This is a genomic window from Shewanella denitrificans OS217 (assembly GCF_000013765.1).
Classification (GTDB): domain Bacteria; phylum Pseudomonadota; class Gammaproteobacteria; order Enterobacterales; family Shewanellaceae; genus Shewanella; species Shewanella denitrificans.
On record NC_007954.1, the window covers coordinates 1910786 to 1924409 of the forward strand.

Genomic DNA, 13624 nt, shown 5'->3' on the forward strand with positions numbered 1-13624 from the left:
TACTATTCAAGCAGTAAGTATGGCGCAGCAGTTAATTTATTATTGTGATTATTTCGTGTTTGATAGTTTTGCCGCTTCGACTGCCGCGCGTTCTTCAGCTTCTACTACAGATTTCTTCTTCAATCCAAGGCCAAGCTCGCGTCCGCGCAATCTGGCATAGAAGGGAAAACTTAACAGTAGTAGCCCTATGAGTACCACTTCAATTAACGCAAAAATTTGTGCTGTTTCTGTGACATAAAGTAAGGTTAAACCGTGCAGCATATACAAACACAAGATAAAACTCGCCCAAGCATAGGTATAAGGGTGGCCCTTAATGATGCCTCTTACCGGTAACAGGATAGGGATTATCCACAATAAGCTAAACAATAATGAATACTGCCCTTCTAAACCTTGGGTGATAAAACGGCCGGCGAGCAGGCAAATAAGGCCTAAGTAACCAAGGCGGCTGAGTTGAAATAAGTGCTGAGAAGTCATCATTTTATAATATCGCTAATACGTTTTCAGGAGGGCGACCTATGGCTGCTTTGCCATTAGCCAGTACTATGGGGCGCTCAATCAACTTTGGTGTGCTGATCATAGCCTGGATGAGTTCAGCCTCAGTTAGGCTGATATCATCTAAGCCTAGGGCCTTGTATTCGGTTTCCTTGGTACGCATCAACTGCCTTGCTGAGATATTAAGCCGGCGTAATAGCTCAGCGATGTCATCGGCAGTGGGCGTCTGTTTTAAGTATTCGACTACCTTAATTTTCAGACCACGGTTTTCCAGTAGGGCTAAGGTTTCACGGCTTTTAGAGCAGCGTGGATTGTGATAAATACTGATTTCAGTCATGGGGTACTCTTATACTTGGATTAAAAACCTGCATGTTTTAGTTAACTTCTAGGCTTGACTAACAAGACAGAAGTTAAGCGGCAAGTGTAACAAAATAGGGCCAGTGTAGTGAACCCTATTAAGGACGCTGTGTGGGTATTACGCCCTTAGCGCTGCAAGGCTTCAAGATCCCTTTCAGCTATTCTAAATTGCCTAATGCGCGCTTCGATACGGGCAATTTGCAAACTCTGACCTTCCGAGTAGCGATAAGCATAATTCAGTTGGTCGATAGCGCCGCGATAATTGGCCATTAATGCCATGGATTCGGCATTGGCATAATGCTCCATGGCTTTATTACCTAACTTGTTATACGCCTCAGTCAATAGCTGATAAGGGAGCTGGCTCTTTTTATCGAAGAAAATAAGCTCTTCTAAAATGGGTATGGCCTTATGGGCTTGTTCGGCTTGTATATAAGTATTGGCTAAGTTGGCATTGATAACTTGAGAGCTGGGTTTAAGTTTGCGCTGCGCCTCGAGTAAACTTATGGCATCCGTAAACGCCTTACGCTCGATCAATAAATCTGTTTTAGCATCTAAGTAAAAAAGGTTTTGACCATCTAGGGCTAACAATTCATTGATGATGACTTCAGCTTCAGGTAATTTTTCGAGGCGATACAGGGCCAAGGCTTTACCGTAAAGCGCTGCGGCTTTGAAACTATAATCTTGTTTCTTTAACTGAGTTTCAAAGAGTGCCAAGGCTGAATCATCGCTAAAAGATGAGTAACGGACTTGGATCCTCGCCTTAGCAAGATGAAAATTAAGGCTGTCGGGAATATAGCGTTTTGGGTATTGCGTCGCGCGGTTACGAGCTTCTGTTATCCGAGATTCAGGTAGAGGGTGGGTGAGCAACATCTGCGGCGGTTTAGTGGTAAAGCGGTAGCGAAGGGCAATTTTACCAAAGAAATCTGCCGCGCCATTCGGGTCAAAACCGGCATCAACTAAGGTTTGAGTACCGATGCGGTCGGCTTCTTTTTCATTTGAACGTGTGTAGTTTATTCTGGCCTGTGTGGCTAACGCTTGAGTGGTGGCAAGGGCTGCAATGCCTATTTGGGGCGCCGCTATGGTCAATAATATTGCCCCTAACATGCCGCCTACGGTCGCTGGCGTGGCTTTTTGCTGAGCTTCAAATGAACGGGCTAAATGACGCTGGGTAACGTGGGTTACTTCGTGGGCCAAAACAGAAGCTAATTCACTCTCGTAATCCGCATTAAGAAACAGCCCAGTATGGACGCCAACATGGCCGCCAAAGAAGGCGAAGGCGTTGATTTCATCGTTATTGAGGAGAAAAAAGTAAAATGGGGTCTTGACCCCTGTGGCATGGGCCACCAACTTATTGCCAAGTTCAGACAAATATTGATTTAGCACGGGATCGTTAAGCATGGGCGCCGAAGAGCGAATGACGCGCATATAGGCATCACCAAAAATCATTTCTTTTTCTAAACTTAAGGTGTTAACGGCTGCGGTGCCGAGATCGGGAAGGTCACTGCTAGCAAAGCTTTTGGCTATGCCTGCGCTGAATAATATCGACGCGGCCCCGAGAATAATGCCAGTGGAAATCTTAGATAATCTAATATTACGCAAACTATGCCTTTTACGCTAAATGAGTCAATGAAGTGTACTGTATAAGTACTTAAGCTAAAACACTTTCTGCCTTTTATACTCAAAGGCAAGCCTTGTGATTTTGCAACTAAGCTAGGATAATAGCCCTAGTTTACTTAAAGCAAGATCAGAATGATAATTATTGATTTAACCGCCTACTCTTGCCCCTATCCTTTAGTGCAGACCAAGCTCAACTTAAAGCAGTTGGCAGTAGGTGATAAAATGCAGTTGTTACTATCAGACCCAGGCTCTCGCCAAGATGTTCCCGCTTATCTTAAAAAAACGGCTTATCCCTTTGAAATTATCGACGACAATGCCCAATTATTGAGCATCATTGTCAGTGTCATTTAGTCGGTTAGCCATATTATGGTAACGGGTGAGGCAAAAAATACAGCAGTATCACGGCTTTTGAATACTAGGGTGTTAATCACTCTTGAGCTAGTCTATATTAGCTGACTCGAGTTCCATAACAATGAGCCAAACCCACGTTTTTGTTAAGTTTTACCAAGGTGCAGTTAGTTTTTCATCTCAACATCAGTTTCAATCAAAAAATTTAGGGTGGTAGTAAATGCTGACATTTTTATCCGATTGGTACAAAGCCCGCTTTAGCGATCCCCATGCCATTACCTTAGTACTGATTTTAACCAGCTTAGCCTTGTTGCTGTACTTCGCGGCAGGATTGCTAGCGCCCATTTTAGTGGCGTTGGTTTTAGCTTATCTACTGGAATGGCCTGTGGCCCAGGTCGCTCGCATAGGGGTCAATCGTACAACGGGCGCCTCTCTGGTATTGATTTTATTTATCGGTCTAGTGTTACTCATGGCATTTGGTTTAGTGCCAAGCCTTTGGAAGCAGGGTGCCGCCCTGATTACTGACCTGCCGAGTATGTTAGATAAAGGCCTACAGACAGTGACTGTCTATAGTCAGCAATACCCGCAATTTATCAGCCAAGAACAAATAGAAGCTATGATCTTAGAGCTTAAAAAGCTATTAGATACCGAGCATTTACTGGATTTTGGTCGGCAGTTATTGGGTTATTCGGCTTCCTTATTGGTGCTGATGGTTTACGCCATTTTGGTTCCTTTACTGGTGTTTTTCTTCTTAAAGGATAAACAAGAGCTTATCGCCAGCAGCAAACGTTTCTTTCCCAGTAAACGGGATCTCGCCCGTAAGGTCTGGTTTGAGATGAACCAGCAAATCTTCAATTACATTCGCGGTAAGGTGATTGAAATTGTGGTGGTGGGCGTTGCCAGTTATATCTTCTTCGCCGTGATGGATTTACGTTATGCCGCCTTGCTTGGGGTATTAACTGGCTTTTCTGTGTTAATCCCTTATGTGGGCGCCACCTTAGTGACCTTGCCTATCGCGTTAGTGGCGTTCTTTCAGTGGGGGTTTAGCTCTGAATTTGGCTACCTAATGTTAGGCTACGGAATTATTCAAGCACTCGATGGTAACGTCTTGGTGCCATTACTATTTTCTGACGCTGTGGACTTGCATCCTGTATTGATCATCGCTGCTGTACTGGTGTTTGGCGGCTTGTGGGGAGTATGGGGCGTGTTCTTTGCTATTCCTTTAGCTTCCTTAGTCAAAGCCGTAATTAATGCTTGGCCTAATGACCAACAGCAAACTCAGCCCAAACTCGACAGTGAATAACGACTAGACTTAGCCTCATTAATCATCCTCACGGCTTAAGCCGTTTGAACAAAGGGTAATGATGTCTATGAGTCAATTTAGAGTCGAGTCAGATAGCATGGGCGAGGTTAGTGTGCCTAAAAAGGCGCTCTATGGCGCGCAAACACAAAGGGCGCTGGATAACTTTCAGTTCAGTGGCTTGGTGATGCCTAAGGCATTTATTGAGTCTCTGGCATTAATAAAGCAGACAGCGGCCGAAACTAATGCTCAGTTGGGACTGTTAGACAGCCAACGTTGTGAGGCGATAGTGGCCGCAAGCCAAGCCATTATTGATGGGAAACACCTCACAGAGTTTCCTGTCGATGTGTTTCAAACTGGCTCGGGCACCAGCACAAACATGAATGCCAACGAGGTAATTGCCAGATTGGCTGCGCAATTATCTGGACTTACTATATCGGCGAACGATCATGTCAATATGAGTCAAAGCAGTAATGATGTGATCCCCACTTGTATTCACTTGAGCGCAGCTCTGGCCATATCCAAGCAATTATTGCCGGCGCTTGAACACCTCACCTCACTATTAGAACAAAAAGCCGTCACCTTGCAGGGCTTAGTCAAAACCGGTCGCACCCACCTGATGGATGCCATGCCAGTGAGCATGTCTCAAGTAATATTGGGTTGGGCATGGCAAGTAAAACAATCCCAGCAAAGATTAACTCATGGATTACAACAATTATTGAGTTTGGCTCAGGGGGGGACTGCGGTTGGCACTGGCGTCAATGCTCACGAGGATTTCTCCGCGCGTTTTTGCACTGTGCTCAGCGCTAAAACCGGGGTTAAGTTTGCGCAAAGTCAGAATTTATTTTGCGCTATCGGCAGCCAAGATATCGCCGTCAGCGTGTCTGGTGAATTGAAAGGCTGCGCCGTGAGTTTGACAAAAATCGCTAATGACTTGCGCTGGATGAATTCTGGCCCCTTGGCAGGCTTAGGGGAAATTGCTTTACCTGAGTTGCAACCTGGCTCGTCCATCATGCCTGGCAAAGTGAATCCGGTTATTCCAGAAGCTGTGGCCATGATAGCCGCTCAAGTCATAGGCAATGACACTTGTATTACCATAGCCGGGCAATCTTCAAATTTTGAACTCAATGTCATGTTGCCTGTCATTGCTTACAACCTTCTGCAGAGCATTGAGCTCTTAAGCAACGCAAGTGTCGCTTTAGCAGATAAAGCCATCCTAGGCTTTACTGTGAATGAGCACAGGCTTAAACAGGCCTTAAGTCTTAACCCCATTCTAGTCACTGCCCTCAATCCCATCATAGGCTATGAAAATGCCGCTAAAATCGCTAAAAAAGCTTATGAACAGCATAGGCCCATTATAGATGTAGCCGAAGAAGAAACTAATCTGGATAGGGCCAGTCTTGAGGCCATACTCGACCCTTATAAACTCACCCAAGGCGGGATAGCCAAGTAACGCTTCTCTCTTTGCATCTATGAGTGGAGATTAACACTCTGTTTTTAATGTAAACTTTATTTCAAATAGCTCACTAATGCCGGGGTAAATGACTTGGATCAAGTCTTTTAGTTCGGCTAATGGCATGTTTTCTTGTTCAGCGTGAGCAGAGTTTAATGCATCAAACTGTATGGCTTGACGGCTGATGATTTGAATGTCGCAAAACCAGCGCTGGGTCTCAAAGGTGAACACTGGAATAATTTGCCCGGGATACACCTTGGCATCAGCCCACTCTCGAAGGGTAATGGTCTTACGCTGACTTAAAATATCGGCTTCAAAACGCTCGAAAAATGAGATGCGGGTCTGGGCCTCAGCAGCGCTGCTTGAGGTTGAGGGCTCAAGGGTGCTATTAGATGCCTTGCTGGTTGGGGGCGTACTCATAGAAGGACAATTTCAATGGCAAAAGTGTTAAGCTTTAATTGTAAAGGGCAGACTCAGGGTTCACAAGGGGAAAGTGCCGCAAGAATACAGACTGTGGCTTTCGTCTTGGGGCAAGCTTGGGTATTATTAGGCCATAGAAAATCCCATTAGGTTATATTTTGCACATTTCAGCCGTCACATCACCAGTATTGCCAGCCACTGAGCTTTCATCTCTTGCACTCCTTGAACAATTAACACTCCTTTCTCAGTTAAGCACGGCAGAGCAGGCAGTCAAGCTTGCCGAATTCTCAAGCATCAAACGTTTTCAGTTGTCTGCGGGTTTGACTGAGTTTCCAAGGCCGCTGTTTTTACTGGCGGACACCCTGGAAACATTAGATTTATCAGCCAATCAGTTGACTGAGTTGCCCGATGACTTTGGCCGTTTTCATGCATTGAAGATCCTATTTCTATCAGATAATCACTTCACGCAGTTGCCAAAGGTGTTAGCCCATTGCCCTAAATTATCCATGGTGGGTTTTAAGGCTAATCAAATAGAATATGTGGCAGAAGATTGCTTGCCCTTAGGGCTGCGTTGGTTGATTTTAACCGATAACAAGATAACGCAATTGCCAGATTCCATGGGGCAGTTAACCCTGCTGCAAAAATGCGCCTTGGCGGGCAATGCCATTGAGCGTTTACCTGAGTCTATGGCGGCCTGTCAGCGTCTTGAGTTATTGAGAGTTTCTGCTAACAAGTTAACCGAGTTGCCTTCATGGTTATTTAGCTTGCCGCGATTATCTTGGCTGGCTTTTGATGGCAATCCTGTGACTCAAGCTGTGACTTCATCTATGACACAGGCTATGGGCAATACCGCGCCAATTAGCTCATCATCAAGCGGCTCATCAAACGCCACAGGCCATTTGGATACTGCTTTGCCCTTAGTGGCTATGTCGCAACTTGATGTAGGCCGTGAGCTTGGCCGGGGCGCATCTGGGATCATTTATCAAGCACAGTGGCAAGCGGCAGACGTGGATTTTCCTAAATCTGTGGCGGTAAAGCTGTTTAAAGGGGCGGTCACCAGTGATGGCTACCCAAGCAATGAGTTAGCCTGCAGCTTAAAAGTGGGTTTACATCCTAATATTATTCCTGTGCTGGGGCAGATAAATCAGCCAGAGGCGCTGGGGTTAGTGATGGGCTTGATAGCGCCGCGCTTTACTAATCTTGGTCTGCCGCCATCACTTATCACTTGCACCCGAGATACCTTTGTCTGTGGCACTGAGTTTTCTGCCGCTCAAATTCTTACTATCACAACACAGATAGCTGATGCCATGGCCCACTTGCATGATAAAGGCGTCAGCCACGGGGATGTGTATGCCCATAATATCTTGATAGATGGCGACGATAAGGTGATTTTTGGCGATTTTGGCGCGGCGACGGATTTATCGAATTTGTCACTTGGCCAGCAACTTGCCATGGAGCAGATTGAAGTCCGCGCTTTTGCTTGTCTCATGGATGATCTACTAGGCTTAGTTAGCATTACTGATTTAGATAAAGGATTAGTCAACGACTTAACGGCCATCAAACAAGCCTGCTTAACAGAGGTGACTCATGAAAGGCCGAGGTTTAAGCTGTTGTGTGAGCAGCTCAACAGGCTGGGCTTGCGTTATGGGCTTTTAAGATAGAGGCTTAAGTTAGGCTTATGTTAAGGCTGGGCTTGCCTTTCAAGATAAATGAAGCCGTGCTTAAGGTGAAGGAGTGCTTATCTCAGGATTTAACAAGGGGGCTAAAAAGTCAGTTTCGCCGACTATGGGGTTTTGTTATCCGGGCAAAGGGCCTTCTGGAGATTTAGCGCCGTTGGCGATTTGCGCTAAAACTTGGCGACAAGCCTTGATGGCCGCACTGCCCAATATCGAACTCATCTTGGTGATAGGTCAGTATGCCATGGCCTATCATTTGCCTGAACTATTGTCACAGCCCAAGCCAAAATTGACGGCTTCACCAACCGTTTCACCAACTAAGCGCAGCCTCACCGAGACTGTCTATGCTTGGTATCAAAGTGCTGATAAGTTACCAAGTAAAGATAACGGTTGCTGGACGGTTCCTCTGCCACACCCCAGCCCAAGAAATAATATTTGGCTCAAGCGTAATCCTTGGTTTGAAGCGCAATGTATCCCTAAGATGCAGGCAAAAGTCGCTCAAGTGCTCTTGAAACCAGATTGAAGCAGAAGCTGACATAGGGGGGGCACAGGATTAAAAAGCAAAAAGCAAAAAACCTTAGCTAGGGTGAACCAGCTAAGGCTAATGTCACTTCAATGGAGTGAGCTTATTACTTCGAGATGGCTAGTTATACCAAGCTTCTGAAGGATCTTCATCTTCTTGTTTATCTTGGCCTTTGCTCTGGGCTTTAACCCAAGCCTTGTGTTGCTCATGCTCGGCAAACGCGGCATTAATCTCTTCCATCACAGAATCCACATCGGCATCCACCAAGACTTCATCAAACAGGCCTGTGAGCTCTGATTGCGGCGTCAGTGCAGAAGTTTCATAGAGATGCCACATTTCCTTTGCATAAGCCGTGTCGCTTAGCTGAGGAGCAAATTGGGCATAATACTCTGTCATGTTAGTGACATCACGGCCAAACATACGCTTAGCGTTATTGTTTGCCGCAGCATCAATCACTTGAGGCAAATCTATGATCACCGGGCCTTTATCATCGATTAACACGTTAAATTCTGACAAATCCCCATGAACAAGACCTTCACATAACATGAGTTTAATGTAATCCATGATAATGCGGTGATGAGAAAGCGCCTCTGCTTCAGTAAAGCTCACATCATTGAGTCTTGGGGCCACAAGGCCAGCTTCGTCTGTGATAAGTTCCATCAAGAGTACGCCGTCGTAACAGCCATAGGGTGTTGGCACCCGTACACCGGCGGCAGCGAGCTTATACAGTGCATCGACCTCAGTATGTTGCCAAGATTCTTCCTGTTGCTGACGGCCGAATTTAGAGCCTTTTTCCATCGCGCGGGCTCGACGAGTGTTACGTACTTTACGGCCTTCTTGGTACTGAACGGCTTGCTTGAAACTACGTTGGCTCGCTTCTTTATAGACTTTGGCACAACAGATCTCATCGCCACGGCGGACCATATAGACAGTGGCTTCTTTGCCGCTCATCAACTGGCCTAACACGTCATCAATTAAACCTTCGTCAACTAAAGGCTGTAGTCTTTTTGGTATTTTCATAGCACCTTAACAAGTAAATCACTCAAACTGAGGTTAGGGGTGAAACAAGAGTATATACAGGATCGTGATATAGATGGCAATTCCAACGCTGAAAACAGCGAGAAGCTGGCAATAAAGTGAGCTAAATTCAGCCGTAGGATGATAATTTCAACGACTTGGACATATTTGCAGCATTCGAACTGTGGAAACACTAATTTTAGTTGATCCAAAATTTTAAATCAGTAAAGTATGCAACATCTTCAGCAGACAAGCCGATTTGTCGTTGAAAGTGCAAAATTTAAGGCTTATGTTTGAGCGAGATATTCGCCAAATGTGATCCACAGAGTTTGCCCGAGTGGTGGAATCGGTAGACACAAGGGATTTAAAATCCCTCGCTGAATAAGCGTGCCGGTTCAAGTCCGGCCTCGGGTACCATTATTCATCTTGTATGATGTTGGTACATTTAAGCCTCGATTATATCGAGGCTTTTTTGTTTCTGAAATTTGGTTGTCAGCGTAAGAGCAAAAATCCCTCGCACTCTTTGTTGAAAGTAAGGCGCGCCAGTTCAAATGCGGCCTCGGGTACCATTATTCTCATTGAGAATGCAGTTAAGCCTTAACGAAAGTTAGGGCTTTTTTGTACATGGATTGTACTTACCCCCGTACACCATGGATGGTGTAGGAGGGGGGGTGTTTCTGAAATTTGGCCACTAGAATAAAAGCAAAAATCCCTCGCACTCTTTGTACTCTTTATCGACAGTAAGGCAAGGCGTGCCACTTCTCATAGCGAGAATAGTCCGGCCTCGGGTAGTATTTTTCTGATTGAGAAAGCAAAAAACCTCGATGGTGTCGAGGCTTTGTTGTTTAAGCAACTGTCTGCTTACTTCCCCCCAAGTTACAGGGGATTCTGAACTTGGCTTAGTAACCCACAGCTTCGGAGCCGGCGCGCCGTGGATCTGAGGCGCCCATAATGCCATTGTCACGCACCACAATGGATTGAGTGCTGCCGATGGACTGCTGCACTTTTACGTTATGGCCCTTAGTTTTTAAGAGTGAGATAGTGTCGGCGTTTAAGCTACGTTCTACCCATAAGTAGTCGGGCTGCCATTGGTGGTGCACCCTTGGTGCGGCGCTCGCTTCGGCGATATTAAGCTGGTGGTCAATGACGTTCATAATGACTTGCAAGGTAATATTGATGATGCGCGAACCGCCAGGGCTACCGGTAACAATAAAAGGTTTGCCATCTTTCATCACGATAGTGGGGCTCATGGAGCTTAATGGCCGCTTATTGCCTTCTACCGCATTGGCATCGCCGCCAATTAAGCCGTAACCGTTAGGAGAACCGGGTTTTACCGAGAAATCATCCATTTCATTATTGAGTAAAATCCCAGTGCCTTCTGCAACTAAGCCTGAGCCGTAGCTGAAGTTAAGGGTATAAGTGTTTGATACCGCGTTGCCAAATTTATCCACCACAGAATAATGTGTGGTTTGGGTGCTCTCATAGGGCGTTAATAGTCCAGGCTTGATTTCGCTGCTTGGAGTGGCCTTATTGATGGCAATTTTCTTTGCGATACTGGCGGCATAGTCACGACTTAACAGGGCCGCTGTGGGCACGATCACAAAATCTGGGTCACCTAAATACTCGCTTCTGTCCGCGTAGGCGTATTTCATGGCCTCGGCCATCACATGGATTGTCTGGGCGGTATTATGACCAAATTTATCGATAGGGAAGTGCTCAAGCACATTGAGCATCTCAATGATGTGAATACCGCCAGATGACGGCGCGGGCATAGACACCACTTCATAGCCGCGATATTGACCGCGCACGGGCTCACGCTCCACCACTTTGTAATTGGCTAAATCTTCAAGAGTCATCACGCCGCCGGCATCTTTCACCGCAGCGACAATTTTTTGCGCCGTTTCCCCTTGATAAAAACCTTTACTGCCTTGCTTGGCAATCAAGCTTAATGAATGGGCAAGCTCAGGCTGCTTTAGAATGTCGTTAAACGCTAAATTACTGCCATCGGCCTTGTAAAAAATCTTGGCTGAACTTGGCCACTGGGCAATGCGGGGCTTTACCCCAGCAAGAGAATCAGCAAGATCTGAAGTCACAGAGAATCCGTCACGGGCCAAGGCAATGGCGGGGGCGATGACTTTCTCAAGGGGCAGGGTGCCGTATTTATTAAGCGCAAGCTCCATGCCCATCACAGTACCTGGAACACCAACCGCTAGGCCATGCTCGCGGCTGAGCTTATCTACGGCATTGCCTTGCTCGTCCAAGAAGATATCTTTATGGGCTTTGCTTGGGGCCGTTTCACGGTAATCTATGGCGATGGTTTTGTTTTCTTTGGCAAGGTGCACCAACATAAAGCCGCCACCGCCAATATTACCGGCGCGAGGCAAGGTCACGGCTAAGGCAAACCCTACCGCCACGGCGGCATCAATCGCATTACCGCCTTGTTTGAGGATTTCAACACCGATGCGACTTGCCAGTGCTTCTTGGCTCGCCACCATGCCGTGTTTCGCCCATACTGGCTGAGCGGTGGCCATCTGGCTGTAGATGGAGACATCGTTAGCTGATACCGTGGCAACACTTAAGGCTGGGAGACCTAAGCCTATTGTTAAGCTTAAGGTGAGTAATGTGGGTTTAATATGAGGGAATAATGACACAGGGCGTCCTCGAAAAAGAGTCTGGATTGCAATGTGACATAATTATGGCCTAATAAACAAGTCTTTCATTAACGGGTGTTATTTGTTGGCTTTTGTTTGAACAGTCAATTTAGAAAAAGGCTTCATTTTGAAAAAGGTAAGCGGAGTAGCATGAGTTTACAGATAAGTTTAGTCAATAATATTAGCCAAATAGGGTCCCAAGCATGGCACGCCTTGTTCGGCAGCGAACATCCCTTCACCCGTTATGAATATCTGCTTGCCTTAGAAAGTAGCGGCGCCTGCTCAGCACAAACAGGCTGGCAACCTAGACACTTGATTGTGATAGAAAAGGCTGCTGTTACAGAAAATCCCCACAGCGCCGCAGCCAAAACAGACAACATCCTTGCCTTGATGCCGCTTTATGAGAAACATCATTCCTATGGCGAATATGTTTTCGACTGGGCCTGGGCTGAAGCCTATGAGCGCCACGGGCTGGCCTATTATCCTAAACTGCTGTGCGCCGTGCCTTTTACCCCAGTGACAGGCACTCGGCTTGCCATGGACTCGCGCCTCGATGTTGGACAGCAAGATGCTGTGTGGACGGCGGTGGTTGATTTTTTACAGCAGCAGATCATGACCCAAGGTTACTCTTCATGGCACTACCTATTTACCAATGCCACTCAGAGCGCGGTATTGGCGCAAGCTCACCTGACACCGCCTAGTCAGTCACAATCTAATCAAGCACAGCGCAACCAAACACAAGCACTCCAGCCACAGGCTAACAGCCAGGCCTCAGCAATAAAGGGGCAACCCATAGCGCGGCTCGGGACTCAGTTTCATTGGTTTAATCGGGGATATCGCCAGTTTGATGATTTTCTGCAGGTGATGACCTCGCGAAAGCGCAAAAACATTCAAAAAGAGCGCGCCGCCATTAGCAAGTTCGAATTGTCATTTGAGTTTATCCATGGCGACAACATCACTTCTAGCCAATGGCGCAGTTTTAGCTTGTGTTACCAACAGACGTACTTAAAACGCTCTGGCCATACAGGTTACTTAAATAGTGAATTTTTTCAGGCAATTGGCACTTCCATGGCCGATGCCATTAGGTTACTTAGGGTGAGCGATAAGGCTGGGAAGGATATCGCCTACGCCCTGTATTTTGCCTCCGACAGCCGGCTTTACGGCCGCTATTGGGGAGCATTTGAGGATATTCCAGGGCTGCATTTTGAGGCCTGTTATTACCAAGGGATCGAGTATGCCATTGCCCAAGGCTTAAGCTGCTTCGATGCGGGAGCCCAAGGGGAGCATAAAGTGCTACGCGGGTTTGAGCCCATAGAGACTCACTCTTTTCACGCCATAGCTCACGAAGGTTTTAAAGGCGCCATCGAGGATTTTTGCCAGCAAGAAAGGCGCAATATGCAGATTTACATGGCGGAGCAAGCAAAGAACTTGCCCTATAAAAACAGCCAATAGTCTTTGCCAGTGCTAGCTGTGGTAACTTAGCTTTTAGCCACGAGTGTGTGGGATGTTGAGATGACTTACAAGGCGAGCTCAGCAGCCGCATTCAGCTAACTAGCGCAATAGATCAACTGGGGCTACCGAGTCCAACATCACGCTATTAGCATTCGAGACAATGACGTGTCCATTGTGGATGGAATTCGTTTAATATCAATCACTTGCACTGCGGTGGGTGACAATTAAGCGCCTGGCGACTTCTGAACGATTATTAATGTGCAGTAAGGTAGCCACGGCTAATAGGCGGATCTTCTTGTTCGTATTTTTCTCTTGTTT

General features: G+C 46.5%; 13 protein-coding genes and 1 tRNA gene. 8 read left to right on the forward strand and 6 right to left on the reverse strand.

Going from position 1 to position 13624, the window contains the following annotated elements; genetic code table 11:
* Window positions 1–48: 48 nt before the first annotated feature.
* From SDEN_RS08575 to SDEN_RS08585, 3 genes are all read right to left on the reverse strand, one after another.
* Window positions 49–474 (reverse strand): DUF2069 domain-containing protein, encoded by a 426-nt coding sequence (locus SDEN_RS08575; protein WP_049763090.1) that lies wholly within the window; start codon window positions 472–474, stop codon window positions 49–51.
* 4 nt (window positions 475–478) lie between these two features.
* Complete coding sequence (gene arsC, locus SDEN_RS08580) at window positions 479–829, reverse strand: arsenate reductase (glutaredoxin) (protein ID WP_011496088.1); 351 nt, start codon at window positions 827–829, stop codon at window positions 479–481.
* 146 nt (window positions 830–975) lie between these two features.
* Window positions 976–2448 (reverse strand): M48 family metalloprotease, encoded by a 1473-nt coding sequence (locus SDEN_RS08585; RefSeq protein ID WP_011496089.1) that lies wholly within the window; start codon window positions 2446–2448, stop codon window positions 976–978.
* 150 nt (window positions 2449–2598) lie between these two features.
* On the opposite strand from SDEN_RS08585, the gene SDEN_RS08590 reads away from it, so the two are divergent.
* The 3 genes from SDEN_RS08590 (at window position 2599) to SDEN_RS08600 (ending at window position 5567) form a co-directional block, all read left to right on the forward strand.
* Complete coding sequence (locus tag SDEN_RS08590; RefSeq protein WP_011496090.1) at window positions 2599–2817, forward strand: sulfurtransferase TusA family protein; 219 nt, start codon at window positions 2599–2601, stop codon at window positions 2815–2817.
* A gap of 217 nt (window positions 2818–3034) precedes the next feature.
* Window positions 3035–4117 carry an AI-2E family transporter gene (locus tag SDEN_RS08595; RefSeq protein WP_011496091.1) on the forward strand — a complete coding sequence of 361 codons (1083 nt, stop codon included), beginning with the start codon at window positions 3035–3037 and terminating at the stop codon, window positions 4115–4117.
* Between the two features lie 67 nt (window positions 4118–4184).
* Window positions 4185–5567 (forward strand): class II fumarate hydratase, encoded by a 1383-nt coding sequence (locus tag SDEN_RS08600; protein WP_041406171.1) that lies wholly within the window; start codon window positions 4185–4187, stop codon window positions 5565–5567.
* Window positions 5568–5597: 30 nt separating this feature from the next.
* On the opposite strand, the gene yqfB is transcribed toward SDEN_RS08600, so the two are convergent.
* Window positions 5598–5987, reverse strand: a complete 390-nt coding sequence (gene yqfB, locus SDEN_RS08605; RefSeq protein WP_011496093.1) for a N(4)-acetylcytidine aminohydrolase — start codon at window positions 5985–5987, stop codon at window positions 5598–5600.
* Window positions 5988–6002: 15 nt separating this feature from the next.
* On the opposite strand from yqfB, the gene SDEN_RS20940 reads away from it, so the two are divergent.
* From SDEN_RS20940 to SDEN_RS08615, 3 genes are all read left to right on the forward strand, one after another.
* A complete protein-coding gene (locus SDEN_RS20940) occupies window positions 6003–6137 on the forward strand; it encodes a hypothetical protein (RefSeq protein ID WP_269571451.1) in 135 nt (44 codons plus the stop codon).
* An 8-nt stretch (window positions 6138–6145) separates the two neighbouring features.
* Window positions 6146–7648: a leucine-rich repeat-containing protein kinase family protein gene (locus SDEN_RS08610; protein ID WP_232279939.1), complete on the forward strand. Its 1503-nt coding sequence runs from the start codon at window positions 6146–6148 to the stop codon at window positions 7646–7648.
* A 73-nt stretch (window positions 7649–7721) separates the two neighbouring features.
* A complete protein-coding gene (locus tag SDEN_RS08615) occupies window positions 7722–8186 on the forward strand; it encodes a uracil-DNA glycosylase family protein (RefSeq protein WP_011496095.1) in 465 nt (154 codons plus the stop codon).
* 120 nt (window positions 8187–8306) lie between these two features.
* Here the strand turns inward: SDEN_RS08615 and SDEN_RS08620 are convergent, their stop codons facing one another.
* Window positions 8307–9206, reverse strand: coding sequence for a PA4780 family RIO1-like protein kinase (locus SDEN_RS08620; protein ID WP_011496096.1), 900 nt, complete (start codon window positions 9204–9206; stop codon window positions 8307–8309).
* 328 nt (window positions 9207–9534) lie between these two features.
* On the opposite strand from SDEN_RS08620, the gene SDEN_RS08625 reads away from it, so the two are divergent.
* Window positions 9535–9620: transfer RNA gene (locus SDEN_RS08625), tRNA-Leu, on the forward strand.
* Window positions 9621–10102: 482 nt separating this feature from the next.
* On the opposite strand, the gene ggt is transcribed toward SDEN_RS08625, so the two are convergent.
* Window positions 10103–11854 carry a gamma-glutamyltransferase gene (gene ggt / locus SDEN_RS08630; protein ID WP_011496097.1) on the reverse strand — a complete coding sequence of 584 codons (1752 nt, stop codon included), beginning with the start codon at window positions 11852–11854 and terminating at the stop codon, window positions 10103–10105.
* A 150-nt stretch (window positions 11855–12004) separates the two neighbouring features.
* Between ggt and SDEN_RS08635 the strand changes: the two genes are divergently transcribed.
* Window positions 12005–13306 (forward strand): GNAT family N-acetyltransferase, encoded by a 1302-nt coding sequence (locus tag SDEN_RS08635; RefSeq protein WP_011496098.1) that lies wholly within the window; start codon window positions 12005–12007, stop codon window positions 13304–13306.
* Window positions 13307–13624 lie beyond the last annotated feature (318 nt).